At 47.0% G+C, this 14488-nt stretch carries 13 protein-coding genes; 9 read left to right on the plus strand and 4 right to left on the minus strand.

What is annotated here, in order from left to right; translation table 11 throughout:
• Positions 1-120: 120 nt before the first annotated feature.
• From H6F77_RS10210 to pgl, 4 genes are all read right to left on the minus strand, one after another.
• Entirely contained in the window at positions 121-906 is a 786-nt protein-coding gene (locus H6F77_RS10210; protein ID WP_190487991.1) for a PRC-barrel domain-containing protein, read from the minus strand.
• Between the two features lie 351 nt (positions 907-1257).
• Positions 1258-1707, minus strand: coding sequence for an FHA domain-containing protein (locus H6F77_RS10215; protein ID WP_190487993.1), 450 nt, complete (start codon positions 1705-1707; stop codon positions 1258-1260).
• Between the two features lie 471 nt (positions 1708-2178).
• The gene (locus H6F77_RS10220) at positions 2179-2970 is read right to left on the minus strand and encodes a double zinc ribbon and FHA domain-containing protein (RefSeq protein WP_190487995.1); all 792 of its coding nucleotides are present in this window, start codon (positions 2968-2970) and stop codon (positions 2179-2181) included.
• 89 nt (positions 2971-3059) lie between these two features.
• On the minus strand, positions 3060-3782 hold the full coding sequence (gene pgl / locus H6F77_RS10225) for a 6-phosphogluconolactonase (RefSeq protein ID WP_190487997.1): 723 nt from the start codon (positions 3780-3782) through the stop codon (positions 3060-3062).
• 233 nt (positions 3783-4015) lie between these two features.
• Between pgl and H6F77_RS10230 the strand changes: the two genes are divergently transcribed.
• The 9 genes from H6F77_RS10230 to H6F77_RS10270 all read left to right on the plus strand — a co-directional run bounded on the left by H6F77_RS10230 (position 4016) and on the right by H6F77_RS10270 (position 14127).
• Positions 4016-5113, plus strand: coding sequence for an adenylate/guanylate cyclase domain-containing protein (locus H6F77_RS10230; RefSeq protein ID WP_190488000.1), 1098 nt, complete (start codon positions 4016-4018; stop codon positions 5111-5113).
• A 434-nt stretch (positions 5114-5547) separates the two neighbouring features.
• Positions 5548-6321, plus strand: a complete 774-nt coding sequence (locus H6F77_RS10235) for an HpsJ family protein (protein ID WP_190488002.1) — start codon at positions 5548-5550, stop codon at positions 6319-6321.
• 237 nt (positions 6322-6558) lie between these two features.
• Positions 6559-7449, plus strand: a complete 891-nt coding sequence (locus H6F77_RS10240; RefSeq protein WP_190488004.1) for a glycosyltransferase family 2 protein — start codon at positions 6559-6561, stop codon at positions 7447-7449.
• Between the two features lie 246 nt (positions 7450-7695).
• Complete coding sequence (locus H6F77_RS10245; protein WP_190488006.1) at positions 7696-8418, plus strand: DUF502 domain-containing protein; 723 nt, start codon at positions 7696-7698, stop codon at positions 8416-8418.
• Positions 8419-8506: 88 nt separating this feature from the next.
• Positions 8507-9136 carry a transcription antitermination factor NusB gene (nusB, locus tag H6F77_RS10250; RefSeq protein WP_190488008.1) on the plus strand — a complete coding sequence of 210 codons (630 nt, stop codon included), beginning with the start codon at positions 8507-8509 and terminating at the stop codon, positions 9134-9136.
• A gap of 59 nt (positions 9137-9195) precedes the next feature.
• The gene (gene ftsY, locus H6F77_RS10255) at positions 9196-11040 is read left to right on the plus strand and encodes a signal recognition particle-docking protein FtsY (protein ID WP_190488011.1); all 1845 of its coding nucleotides are present in this window, start codon (positions 9196-9198) and stop codon (positions 11038-11040) included.
• A 76-nt stretch (positions 11041-11116) separates the two neighbouring features.
• Positions 11117-11905: an Rpn family recombination-promoting nuclease/putative transposase gene (locus tag H6F77_RS10260; protein WP_190488013.1), complete on the plus strand. Its 789-nt coding sequence runs from the start codon at positions 11117-11119 to the stop codon at positions 11903-11905.
• Between the two features lie 107 nt (positions 11906-12012).
• Positions 12013-13437 (plus strand): glycoside hydrolase family 10-like protein, encoded by a 1425-nt coding sequence (locus H6F77_RS10265; protein WP_190488015.1) that lies wholly within the window; start codon positions 12013-12015, stop codon positions 13435-13437.
• A gap of 81 nt (positions 13438-13518) precedes the next feature.
• The gene (locus H6F77_RS10270) at positions 13519-14127 is read left to right on the plus strand and encodes a hypothetical protein (RefSeq protein WP_190488017.1); all 609 of its coding nucleotides are present in this window, start codon (positions 13519-13521) and stop codon (positions 14125-14127) included.
• Positions 14128-14488 lie beyond the last annotated feature (361 nt).

Genomic DNA, 14488 nt, shown 5'->3' on the forward strand with positions numbered 1-14488 from the left:
TAAGAAGTCGGATATCTTGCCAGAAACGCGAATTTTTATCGCGCCGCGCTGCTAACGCCCTCATCTCAATCAAAGTGCGATATTTAAAGCATATCCTTGGGAGAATTGCTCCCCCTTCAATCAGCCTATGTCCTTGTTCTCAGGTAACTCAGCAACGTTCGTTATAGATTCAGCTGTAGTATCAATTGTTTTTAATTCTGGGACAGGTTCAGAAGCTTTTTGTAGTTGATCTTTCACTTCAGAGACTTTTTCTTTGGCTTTCTCTGTTATTTCTTGAGTTTTGTCTTTTACTTGCTCGGCTAGATTTTGAGTTCTGTTCTTTACCGCCTCTAAGTCCCGCTTGGTTTTCTCCAAGTCATCCTTTAGCAACTCTGTCGCTTGATTAACTTTTTGATTCAGTCCCTCTGCATACTGCGTTGGTACTTGAACAATGGCATCATCGACAATTACTCGTTTGCTACCAACGCTGGCGATCGCTACTATCGGTAGCAAATAAACTCCATCCAAGACACCGCGCCAACCACTAGAGACAAATAAATAACTAACTACAGCGCCAGTCTCAGATTCAAATATATAATCCACTAGCTTGCCAACTTTATTGCCAGCGTCCGTCCAAACTTCATGACCAATTAGCGAAACCACCTGTTCTGGCTTTTCTGGTTCGGCTCCGCCTGGGCTGTTATTGACTAAAATACTATCACCGCCAACCCGAGCCACTTGATCCCACGCAAACGAATGTTTTTTGTTGCCTAAAAATCCTGACTTACAGGTAAAACCTACAACTTGATGAGCTACCGAATTTAGCCACACAGAAGAAACCCTACCTACTTCTTCCGCTGTGCTGCGCTCTAGCACCAGCCGATTTAGCAATTCACTCTGCCTAATTATCTGTTGTTCTGTACTCATAATAAAAACCCTATGGACTTTTAATAAAAGTCGCCCTAGCCACGCTTATATATTTGTAGGCTATGGGTCGGCTTTGGACTAGGAGCAAGAATATTGCTACCGCTATCAACCGAGCCAAAACAGGTAGCCCTTATCATATTCGGGCTAATTTGTCTACAGTTGTATAGAATTCGCTGCCTACATAGGTAGTAGATACTAACATCCTCCCATCAGCAGCATAGCAGTTAAGACATATGCGATTTGTGTAAAGCAAGTCAGCAGGATACTCACAGGAGCAAGTAAGCATCTTTTTTTACTGCTTTGTCAGGCTTTTCCTCTGTCATACAAAAACCAGCAACTTCAAGGCTTAGATCAATTCTTAACTTCGGGTTGTGTTATTTCCTCTATATTTGTGTTTCTGGGCGGAGTTATAAAAGTCTGGGTCTCTTTTGATGGGTCTTCACTTTTTGAAGAGCCAGGTCGCTTCCCAGCCACCGTTTTGATCTTAGTGGCCGGATCGGCAGATCCCATGCGAATTTGAATTTTCGGCCCGGAGCTGGCTAGGCGAATAATCAGCCCGTCAACTACCGCCACTTGGTTGATCCGTTTCCCATCTATATAAGTACCATTGGCACCTAGACTCACAACTTCCCAAGCAGAACCATTGCGCCTTAGCTCGACATGGTGACGTGAAACTACGGCGCTATAGAGAATTACATCATTATCAGTTGATCGACCAATACGAACAACTGATTCCGGTTCAAAAGTCCAACTCTGAACCGGGATAGACTGGATAGGATGCAGCAGGCTGAGGGTAATCACCGATCTTACATACTTGAAAGATTTCCACCTTTCGGCCTGTAACTCGCAAATTGGGAAACAGAGCGAAAACAATTTAAATAGCTTTGTCCGACAGCATAAGCGGGCTTGCTGCGATCGCTCCCACTATTTCCTTTTTCTGCGAGCCTGACTTGCTCTGAAGTAGTTTCCCAAACCAGAGTATAAGTGATACTTTGTTTAGGCCGTACCTTCATCGCTTGCCCTGGCTAATTAGTTGTGGGCTTGGGGGAGCTTTACAGGACTGAATACTCCCAAAGCTCAGTTAATAGCTTTGGATATAACAGACCTTTATGTGTTCTGGCACTTAGTACCGCTTAGTTCCAAGAGCCAGCATCACGATACGATGCTCAATTATCAACTCAAGACTATCACTTAAAACCCGTGTAGGCAATTGCAATAATCACCCAGCGTGTTTGTTGTGACGTGCCTTCTTGCCACATATTCGCCAAAGTCTTACGAAGAGAGTTGAAACAAAAACGTCATCATATCGCCTTTACCCAAGCCAATGCGATCGCCCGGTCGCAGTCGGTGTCGATTGCCGCTGGCTAGTGGATTGTGGTTAATGTAAGTGCCATTAGAACTGCCCACATCCTCAATGTAGTATGCACCTCCCTCCACTCGAATATCGGCATGAATCCGAGAAACGATCTCCGAAGAAGGAAACCCGGAAACATCAACATCAGGTGGTATCTGATCGTTCGGCTTGCCCATATGAATTACCGATAGATTTTGCGGCAATTCGATCAGAGTATTCGTTTGGATATGCAGTAGTTGAGCTGTTTGCTGCTGCAACTGAGTTTTGGCACTGCCAGCCGGAGGTCTTGCCGGGGGTGGCGCGGCGCTGACTTCAGGGGCTGGTAGTGGTGGTGGAACAACACTTGCTTCAGGTGCGCTTGGTGGTTGACTCACTACGGTAGCAGGAAGCTCAGGAGCTTCTATACCTGCACCCGTAGTTATCGGTTCAGGTATGTCGAACTCAGAGCCGAAGGGTTGGGGTTGAACGAGCGGATCTGGGCTTACTAAATCCGGCATATCCGGGAGCGAGACTGTCGCTGGTATCTGTCCTGGAGATTGCGGGGATGATGGAAGCAGGTTAGAACCACACTGACCGCAGAAGCTGGCGTCTGTCTGAACTGGTGCGCCACAGTTAGGACAAGCAGTGGTCGCGGGTAAGGGTGTTAAGCACGCCTCGCACTGGGTAGCGCCATCAGGATTTTGGTGAGTGCAATTTGGGCAAACGATCATAAAATCTCCTTGCAGGCGGTATCCATCCCTTCATGGGGGAGCGGATGGTCAGATTTTAATATATTGTGAATTGCGAGACATCTTACATTTTAAGTTTTCAGATCTCCACCCGCAGATTCGTCTAGAAGCCACCAAAGCTGGCCTCTGGGCTGGATAAGTCTAGCTGGATAGGTGAAGTCATCTGCTGTAGGAGCAAATATTTGAGCCAGAGCCGCTCGTTTGCTATCACCAACTACCATAAACATGACTTCTCTGGCGTGGTTAATTAGCGGTACTGTGAAGGTGATGCGGGGTTGGCCATCTTTGTTGCCAACTGCGATCATGCGATCGCGCACTTGCAAGGCTTCTGTGTGAGGAAACAGCGACGCTGTGTGTGCATCGTCTCCTATCCCCAACAAAATTACGTCAAATTTAGGGAACTTACCCACCTGAGCTTGGAAAAACGCCTGTAGCTCGGCTTCATGTTTATCGGCGTCTGCACTAGGGTTGCTTCCACCTGTGGGCATCGGGTGGATATTGCCCTCTGGTATGGTGACTCGATCTAGCATTGCTTGCCTCGCCATGCGTTGATTGCTATCGGGATGATCCGGCGGCACGTAGCGTTCGTCGCCCCAAAAAACATGAATTTTATCCCAAGGTAGGTTTTGCGTTGCCATTGCTTCATAAAGCGGCTTGGGTGTGCTACCACCAGCAAGGGCAATGGTAAACTGTCCTCGTTCCTCAATGGCTTTGGTAATTTTGGAAATTACAATTTCGAGCGATCGCTGAATCAGCGCCGCCTTATCCGGTAACACTTCAACGATTTTGTTCATCAAATTTTACTAAACTTGTTCCTAACAAGAGGATATAGGCAATCTTACCTTGAGTATTTGTATCCCAAGCAACGCAAAATTTAAATTTTATCAAGCTTAAGTCAACTGTGAAATCGAGCCATATTCGTCCGCGTAGCAACAATTGCCTAAATCGCAGTTAATATAAAAACTCAGGTGGTACATCAATTCCAATAACTCCGAGTCTGTAGAGAAAAATAGGAGAGGGGGGTGTAGTGCTGAACTTTTTTAGACGACATAAAGACGCGATCGCTTCTTCAGTCCTAGCCCTAGAAGCTTATGCCGTTCCAAGTGCGGAGCGGCAGCGTCTGACTATATTTTTACAAAACAGTGACAGCCGAGAGTTGTACCGCGCCAACCCCCGCCGGATCGCAGAACACTTGCAGCTTTCCGAGCGAGAAACCCTGCGTTTGTTAGTTATTGCGGTAAAACAGGGACTGATGACGCTCAACTGGGAAGTCCAATGTCCTTGTTGTAAAGGCATAGACTTCAGCCCGAAAGGGCTGTATGACCTGCGGACATCCCATACCTGCGCCTCCCCAGACTGCAAGCACGTCCACGCTACAGATGCCGACGAACAGGTGCGCGTTACGTTTAGCGTTGACACTCGCCTGCGCCCCCTGGATGCTAAAGCTAACGATCCCGGTTTCCGCGCCAGCATTGATGCTCGCTATGGCGTTGTTTCCGGGCATCGCCTGCTCACCCTACAAATTTTCCGCGATTTATTTCCCCGCGAAACTATACCCCCAAATGAAAGCCTTGTAGTTCAGCGCGTAGCAATTTTGTTTACCGATCTCGCTGGCTCAACGGCACTCTACGCGCGACGCGGCGATTCGCGAGCCTATAATTTGGTGCGCCAACACTTTGCTCTGCTTTTTAGCATCGTAGACGAACACAATGGTGTTGTTGTTAAAACGATTGGCGATGCTGTCATGGCAGCCTTTACAGACCCCGCTGATGCTGTAAGCGCGGCGATCGCCATGCACCAACAACTCGCGCTTCTCAATCAGCAGTTAGAACTCTCCGAAGACGATCTGCTTATCCTCAAGATTGGCATTGATGTTGGCCCTTGCATCAGCGTCACTCTCAACGACCGCCCTGACTATTTCGGCACAACTGTCAATACAGCCGCACGAGTACAGGGTACAAGCAAAGGCAACGATATCGCCATGACCGATCCCGTGCTAAAAGACCCAAGGGCAGCAACCTTGGTACAGGCTTACAAATCTGTGGGTAATGAGTTGTTATTAAAGGGGTTGGATGCCCCAACACTGGTTCATCATCTTGCTTTAACAACTGAAGCCCTTATCTAAACATAAGGACGATGAGCAAAAAGTAAATAATTCTGGCTTTCCAACCCAATCGGTTTGGCAAACTAATCTGGCTCTAGTGTGTCTTCCTTGATCCCTAAATTTTTCGCTCGTAAGCAAACGCTGCAACAAATTTATTTTTTTGTAAATAAAAATCTAGTTGAATTCATGTAGAATTATTTCTTTTTCGTCCTATAATCTGTGTTTGAGATTTTTTGAGATAAGCAGACATTAGCAGTAAACAGCTTTTTAGAACCCATAAGTGCAAGGAAGGAGCTGTGAAGGTCATAAGTTAATATGGGCTAGTATTGCGCGATCGCATCCACCCAAAGCCAAGTTTGAGCCTTTGGTTGGTAATTTACATCACTCTTATCGCAGGTTAGGGATGCGATCGCGGTTAAGTTTATAAAGGACAATTAGTAACTCACGGCAAACCAATGAAAGCCCATAGCCCTGCATTCCCGGCGTTCACCGCTCTCTCGCTGAAGGTGGTGGGCGTCATATTGATCGTTTCTTCTGTGATTGACTATATAACCCTGTTAGTTCCCTTCAACGTGCAGGACAGGGCGTGGCAACTCACTTTTGCCACCCAGATAGTTGACCGGGGAGTTATTCCTCTAGTCGGTATATCCTTTCTGTTAGTTGGGTACTGGATTGGCAGCAGCTATAGTGACTCTCAAGGAGACGACAATTTATTCCTAGACTTAAAATTCTGGGCATTTGTGCTAGCCAGTATTTTAGGGCTGTTGTTCTTGGTGCTACCGATCGTACACATGAACAATATCAATCAGCAAAGCCAAGAATATCTCAAACAAATTAGTGCCGGAGCAACTCAAGCGCAGCAGCAACTCACAGCCCAATCGCAACTGGTAGACTCGCTTCGCAAAGATCCAAAGAAACTGGCGGAGCTAGATGAGGCAATTAAGAGTGGTAAAGTCCAAGGAGCGCAACTACAGCAATTACAGGAACTGCAAAAGTTGACCCAAGACCCCAAAATTCTTAATGAAAGACTTACCGCAGCTCAAACCCAACTCGGAAGCCGCAAGCTAGATGCCGAGAAAAGAACCCAAACCGAAGCTTGGAAGTTGGGTTTGCGGACTAGCCTTAGCAGTTTGCTTCTGGCTCTAGGCTATATTGCCATTGGCTGGACAGGATTGAGAGGCATGGGCGGCGGTTCCCCAGCAAGTCGTCGCAAAGCTCAGGCAAGGTAAAGGTAAAAGTAAAAAGGCAAAAGGCAAAAGAAAGAATTGGGAATTTCTATTGTTTTTTACTTTTTACTCAACTAGCCTAGTGAAAAGTAAAAAGGAAAAGTAAAAAGGCAAAAGAAAGAATGGGTAATTTCTATTGTTTTTTACTTTTTACCTTCCTGGGCTTGGCAAAAAATATCAGAGTTTGGCGTAATGGTGGATTGAAATCGGCTTTTTGTTTCTCAATTCTGGCGCTAGGATATGTTCTCGATTTACATCCTGACCTACAACGAAGAAATTGATATTGCAGCTTGCATTGAGTCGGCGATGTTATCGGACGACATCATTGTAGTGGACTCATACAGCAGCGATCGCACCATCGAAATTGCCCAACGCTATCCCGTTCGTATCGTCCAGCACGAGTTTGAAAGTCACGGGCGTCAGCGCACTTGGATGCTTAAGGAACTACCCACCAAGCACGAGTGGGTATATATCCTAGAAGCCGATGAACGGATGACACCCCAATTGTTTAACGAATGTCTCCAAGCCATTGAGAGCCAAGAATTCATAGCTTACTACGTCGCAGAGCGAGTCATATTCTTGGGCAGTTGGATTCGCCGCAGCACCCAATATCCCCGTTACCAAATGCGTCTGTTCCGCAAAGACAAAGTTTGGTTTACAGACTACGGTCATACCGAACGCGAAGTCTGCGACGATCCGGCTGGATTTTTGCAAGAAACCTATCCTCACTACACCTGTAGCAAGGGATTGAGCCGATGGATAGACAAGCACAACCGCTACTCGACCGACGAAGCGGCAGAAACATTGCACCAGTTGCACAAGGGAAGCGTCAACTTGCGTGACTTATTCTTTGGTAATACGGAAGTAGACAGACGCCGCGCCCTCAAAGATTTGTCCCTGCGCTTGCCTTTCAGGCCCCTGTTGCGCTTCATATATATGTATTTTCTGCTTGGTGGTATTCTGGATGGGCCTTCTGGCTTTGCTTGGTGTACTTTGCAGGCGTTCTACGAATATCTAATTTTGCTCAAGGTTTGGGAGTTACAGAATATACCCCCAACCGACGGCACGAATCAACCTAAACCTCCAACAAACGCTAGCGTCGAGGAAGCAACGGTCAGTTCTTCCCCTTAGAGGAAGGCAGTTTGGGGATAAATGATAAAATTGTAAAGACTGATACAAGAGGTTTTAAGATATTCATTGTTGGGGAGAAAACACCTTTGTGCAAACGCCAGTGTATCTCTCAAGGGAAAAATCGACCCCGGCGGTCGAAACAAACCTTAAGCCCGAGTCGGGACTTGCAACAATTCTTTACGAGTCTTACAAATAAGATATAGAACGCTATATCCCCAGCCAGTTCTAAGGAGAGTCGGCAAACTCGTGCTCCAACGCTTTAAGCAGGACTTAAAAAATGACCTCATAGCAGGTCTTTTGGTAGTAATCCCCCTCGCTACCACGATCTGGCTGACAATTAATATTGCCAGTTGGGTGATAAATTTTCTCACCCGCGTTCCCAAGCAGGTGAATCCATTTGATGGCCTAAACCCCATATTGGTTAATCTGCTGAACTTGTTTGTGGGGTTAGCCGTACCCCTTCTGTGCATTCTGGTAATTGGCTTAATGGCTCGGAATATTGCCGGAAAATGGCTGCTAGATTTTGGCGAGAGGCTGTTACAGGCGATTCCGTTTGCGGGTTCGGTGTATAAAACGCTCAAACAGTTGCTAGAGACGCTGCTGAAGGATACAAACGGTAAGTTTCGCCGCGTGGTTCTGGTGGAGTATCCCCGCCGGGGAGTGTGGGCGATCGCATTCGTTACTGGCAGCATCAGCAACGATATCCAGTCTCACATAGCCCGCCCCATGCTCAGTGTATTCATCCCCACAACACCCAACCCCACAACGGGTTGGTATGCCGTAGTACCCGAAGATGAGGTTTTGAATTTATCAATGTCGATTGAAGATGCCTTCAAGGTGGTAATCTCAGGTGGCATCGTTAGCCCAAATGCCTCAGTCCTCATGCCCGTTGCCACAGCCAAAGATCGGCAGGTTAAACAATTGGTGTCTGAAGGAAATTGGCAGGTTGTACCCACAGAAGAAGATTAAGCTGAGATAAGGAAAAAGCAAAAATAAATAGAAAAGTCTTGTTTGTTGCTTCTTCCTTGTTCCTTTTGCATTTTGCCTTTTTATTTTTATGCAACCCCGCCAAACTGCCCGTGAATTAGCTGTTTTAGCTGCCAGCCAGATGCCTACTTCTCCAGAGAAGCTGGCAAAAGAGCAGCTATCTGGAATGTTACTAGCAGTGATCCGCACCCTTACAGGAGAAGTTCAAGAGGGGCTAGAAAATGCCGCCGCTGAACTAAAACGGGGGAGCGATCGCCTGCTTTCGAGCGAAACCCGCGCTGCTGACGTTCAAAGTGCCAGAGCGATGGTGAACGAAGCTATAGAGCTAACGCAGACAGCCATCAACCGCGTAGGAACCACAATCTCGCTCCCAGAATCACTTTATTTGGCAAATCAGCAGGAAGTCCGCTCCTACGCCCTAGAAATTCTCACTACTGTCAGCAAGAGAAGTAGTGAAATTGATGAAATGCTAGAGTCCGCGTTAGAAGACTGGCACTTAAACCGTCTGGCTCGGATTGACCGCGATATTCTGCGCGTTGCAGTCGCAGAAATTGAATTTTTAGGTCTAGCAGAACGGATAGCGATTAACGAAGCCGTAGAGCTTGCCAAAAAGTACAGCGATGAAGAGGGACACAGATTCATCAACGGAGTTCTGCGCCGCGTGAGCGATCGCCGCAAAGCAAGATCCCACAAAAGTTAAAATTTTTTATAGTCAAAAGCAGCTAGTCGGCGTTAAGTGCCGCCAAAGTAATAAATACAATGGTTTTTAATTGGTTCCGCCGCCAGTTCAGCGTTAACGAATCGTCTCCCACACAGGAGACTCCCCCCCAAGATCCGCCCCAGGTTGAAGAAACACCAACAGATCTAGCACAGTCCGAAGTTAAATCAGGTGGAGCTGAACCAACTATTGAGCCATCTCAACAGGTGGCGGCAGATTATCTTACCTGGGCTAAAACTGCTTACAAAAACATTCAGCAACAGCAAAAATCCGAAGACCCCGAAACAGCTTCTCCGGATTCCGCTGACGTAACCGATGCCGCAACGGTGCATTCTCCAGAACTGTTAGAAACGGCAGACACAGCCACAGAGTCGGAACCTATCGACGATGCCCAAACCTCTACAGAGGTCGAATCGGCAACCAAGGCGGTAGACGTAGCACAAACAGAAGGATCTGTAACCGACGAAGCAGATACAGCCCAGACAACAGCGCCAGAAACTGTACAAACGGCAGAAACAAACGCAGATATTGCAGGCGATGCGGAAGTTCTGGATGCTCAAACTGTCACGGAGGTGGAATCGACATCAACCCAGGCGACAGCAGCAGAAACCATAGAAACTGCTACAGAGCCAGAACTTGCCGACGCGCAGACTGCAACTGAGGTGGAAGCGGCAGCAGCCACATCTCCGGAACCAGAAACCTCCCCAGTAGCAGCAGAAGCAGCAACGCCAGAGAATGCAGCCCCGTTGCCTTTCTGGGCACGCGAGTCTGGTACGGCACGACTGGAACGCCTGAAAGAAACGGCGCTTGAGGAGCCAGAACCCGCAGCAGCAAATATGCAGGCGGCAGAGCCAGCCCTCTTAGAAATCCCCAATCTGCCTTTTGATGAAGGGTTTTTGTGGTCAGCCCAAGTGCTAGCAGCTCAGGGCAGGCGTGCCGATGATGTTTCTCTTGAGGAAATTAGCTGGCTGAAACGACTGCGCCAAGGGCTAGACAAAACCCGTCGCAGCTTGGTTAACCAGCTTAAGGCCATTGTCGGTCAAGGGCCGTTGAATCAAGACGCCGTAATGGAGATTGAGGCGCTGCTATTGCAGGCTGATGTCGGCGTGGAAGCGACAGACTATATCATAAATACGCTGCAAAAAAGACTGCTTGAGGAAGTTTTGCCACCAGAGCAAGCGATCGCCTACCTCAAGCAAATTTTGCGCGACTTGCTCGACTCACCAATTCGCGACAACTACAACCCGACTTTTGTCCCAGAAAAGGACACGCTGAATATCTGGCTGATGACGGGGGTGAATGGTGCAGGTAAAACTACAACAATTGGTAAACTTGCCCATTTATCCCAAAAATCTGGCTATAGTTGCTTAATTGGGGCAGCAGATACGTTTCGGGCGGCTGCTGTGGAACAGGTGAAGATTTGGGGTTCTCGCAGCGGAACGGAAGTAATTGCCAATACTGGCAAGAATACAGATCCGGCGGCTGTAGTATTTGACGCGATCGCTGCTGCACAGGCACGCCGTACAGAGTTGCTGCTGATAGACACGGCTGGACGTCTTCAGAACAAGAAAAATCTGATGGACGAACTCAGCAAAATTCGCCGAATTGTCGATAAAAAAGCCCCTGACGCCAAAGTAGAAGCACTTTTGGTATTAGATGCCACTCTGGGGCAAAATGGGTTGCGTCAGGCGCAAGTGTTCTCCGAGGCGGCAAAATTAAGCGGTGTGGTATTAACTAAGCTCGATGGTACTGCTAAGGGCGGTGTTGCTCTAGCTGTAGTGCAACAGTTGGGTTTACCGATTCGCTTCATTGGTGCGGGAGAAGGGATTGAAGATTTGCGGCCATTTTCTAGTTACGAATTTGTGGAAGCTTTGCTAAATGGCTAGTAATCTGCAAGCCTAATTGTGAAAAACCCGTTTTATTGAAGAAAAGGGGTTTACTAGCTGTTAAAAACACCCGTGCATGAAAACCGACAGCATCTTCTATCAACTCTTTCAGACTTTTCCTGGTGTCTTTTTTGAACTTATCGGTCAGCCTGCTATTGAGGGCGAGGCTTATAAATTTCAGTCAGTTGAAGTTAAAGAAACAACCAAACGTATTGATGGGGTTTTTGTTCCTACCAGCCGCAACCTTAAACCCATCTACTTTGTGGAAGTCCAGTTTCAAACTGACGCTGACTTTTATTACCGATTATTTACTGAAATTTTTGTTTACTTGGGTCAAAACAAACCTAGAAGAGATTGGCGTGCTGTCGCGGTGTTTTCCCAACACATTATCGATCCAGGAGTGCCAATAGAATATCAGGGATTACTAGCAGGTAAGCAAGTAGAGTGGGTGTATTTAGACGAGTTAGGCGAACTAGCCGAGCGCTCGGTAGGATTAGGAATGGTGAAGTTGGTAGTTGAGGATGAAGAAACAGCGGCATCGATTGCCAGACAGTTAATCCAGAAGGCACAGCAGGAGCTGGAGGATGAAGTAGTCCGGCGAAAAGTTATAGAATTGATTGAGACAATATTGGTCTATAAATTTACCCAGTTAAGCCGTCAGGAGATAGAAGCGATGTTTGGCTTAAGCGAGTTAAAACAAACGAGATACTTTCAAGAAGTAAAAGAAGAAGGCAAGCAAGAGGGAAAGTTAGAAACAGTACCTCGGTTGTTGCAGTTGGGGTTGAGTTGGGAACAGATAGCTACGGCGTTAGATTTGCCAATTGAGGTCGTTCAGCAGGTAGCCGAAGAGCAATCAGAAAGTTGATATTATCAGCGCGATTTGGTTACGCGATCGCCCCGCTATTTTATAAAGCAATGACGTTTTTGAAACTATTGAGCGATCGCCCGCTCCAAAAACACTATTAAAGCAGAATGAACAGGAAACTCCAGACCTCGTTCATCTACTTACTATGCCTAGTAATTACACTTGCCATCTCAATTTTTCCTCCCCAGATTATAGTTAATTCCCAACCTAAACCAGCCTCCGCTGAGTTACGAGGCGTTTGGCTGACTAATGTTGCAAGTGGAGTGTTATTTGTGCCTTGGGGGGTCAACAGAGCGCTGCACCAATTATCTCAACTGAACTTTAACACCGTTTACCCCGTAGTCTGGAACCGGGGCCACACCTTCTACCCCAGTCCTGTAGCAAAACAGGTTATGGGTAGTTCTCAAGACTCCTTGCTGTGGTTGATGCGGCTGGGGGGCGATGTGCTGGCTGAGATAGTCAAGCAGGGGAAGCGACAGGGGCTTAGGGTAATTCCTTGGTTTGAGTATGGCTTCATGGCTCCTGCGGGTTCAGAACTAGCAAAGAGCCACCCGCAATGGATTACCGGGAGTAGGGAAAGAAGCATCAAATTACAGCCAGACACTCTTGAAGAAGAATTGCTCAACTCAACTGAGCCAAATGTTCAGCCTTACTCTGAACAAGTGCAAAAATTTATCCGCAATCGAGCTGTCAGTAAAACGGTTTGGCTCAACCCTCTCCACCCAGAAGTTCAAGAGTTCATTCTCGATCTGATTGTGGAAGTTCTTACTAATTATGATGTAGCTGGAATTCAGCTAGACGACCATTTTGGTTTACCTGTAGATTTTGGTTATGACCCTTTCACAGTCAGGCTTTATCAACAAGAACACCAAGGCAAAAATCCCCCCGTTAATCCCGAAGATCCTGAATGGATGCGCTGGAGAGCTGATAAGATTACTGAGTTTATGCAGCGGGTTTTCCAAGCTGTTAAAATCGTCAAACCTGACGCCATAGTGTCTTTATCTCCAAACCCGCAGGATTTTTCTTACAAAGCTTATCTACAAGATTGGCAGACTTGGGTAAAGCTTGGTTTAGTGGATGAGTTGATATTGCAGGTGTATCGAGATGATATGAAAACTTTTCTGGCTCAATTGTCACATCCAGCAGTTGAAATTGCTCGTCAAAAAATTCCAGTGGGGGTGGGAATATTATCTGGATTATGGACTCATCCTGTTGAGATTGAGCAGATTAAGCAGCAGGTGAAGGCGGTGCGCGATCGCGGTTTTAATGGTGTATCTTTCTTCTACTGGGAAAGCTTGTGGGGCTATATCGCGCCTGAGTCGCCCAGAAAACGCCGCGCTGCTTTTCGGGCACTTTTTCCATCAAGGGCTACACAACCCAAGGTTTTGCCAAAGCCAGTTAATAACAAGCCACTTTTTCCCTCCAACGCTACACAACCCAAGGTTTTGCCAAAGCCAGTTAATAGCAAGCCACTTTTTCCCTCCAACGCTACACAACCCAAGGTTTTGCCAAAGCCAGTTAATAGCAAATAGCTAAATTTATGAGTTTGTACAGACGCGATAAATCGTCGTTTTGAGTTATGAGTTATTAAGTCAAAACTCAAACTATTACCAATGAAGATCTATCGCTCGATAATTACTAAATACTGGGGTTTATGGTTGCAGTGGGTGTTAGTCACTTGTGGGGGTTTTTTTGTCAGTTTGCTGTTTGTTGAAGTCGGCGAAAGATCTGATATCGGCGTTTTGGAGGGGGCGGTAGGAGGAGGCGCGATCGCCTTAGCACAAGCTTTGGTTCTCAGGCGGCATCTGCCTTTGGCTCGCCTATGGATATTAGCCACTATAGTGAGTTGGGTAGTAATCGGGGGCAGTGGCATCGGTGCTATAGGCTGGGTTGCACCCACCACTAAGCTTTTTGCACTCAGGGTAAAGTTCGGGTTCTTTGATGGCGCAATGGTGGGTGCTTTGCTAGGGCTGATGCAATGGTTTGTTCTCAGACAGCAGCTTGCCAGAGCCAGCGTGTGGATCTTAACAAATGCAGCTAGTTGGGCGATAGGGCTGGCTACAGGCTGGGTTGCAGGTGGTATTTTGCGCGTAAGTGCGGGTATATTTTTGGGCGAGATAGTAGGTTTGGCGTTGACATGGGTTGTAGTCGCGGCAATTACAGGAGTTGCCTTGATTTGTTTACTGCGGTTTTCTGCCACAAAAAGTCTGCCTGGTTATTAAAAACCCTCGCGATCTAGGCACTGCGACTCGTCCATCTCTGCTGTAGTGCGACTCTTTTATTAAGTGTATTTAGCCTAAAGATACTGCTAAATTTTGCTTTTGCTCGGTGCGTAGGGTTGGTAGCGATCGCTATAGTAGTCAATGATGCGATTCACCCAAAAAAGCACCTTATATCGTTGGCAAAATGCCAGATTAGCGCTATCATTGACACCTTTAGTAGCACTTATAGCGCTCCTTGCGTCTAACACAGCGCTCAAACAGCTACAACCGCCATTTCTTTGGGACGGTAAAACGCCATACCGTTATTATCAAAGCCTTAGCTAAAATTGAACCCCAATAGGGCGGTTCCCACTAAGGTCGC

Origin of the sequence: Microcoleus sp. FACHB-831 (assembly GCF_014695585.1) — a bacterium.
Classification (GTDB): Bacteria; Cyanobacteriota; Cyanobacteriia; order Cyanobacteriales; family FACHB-T130; genus FACHB-831.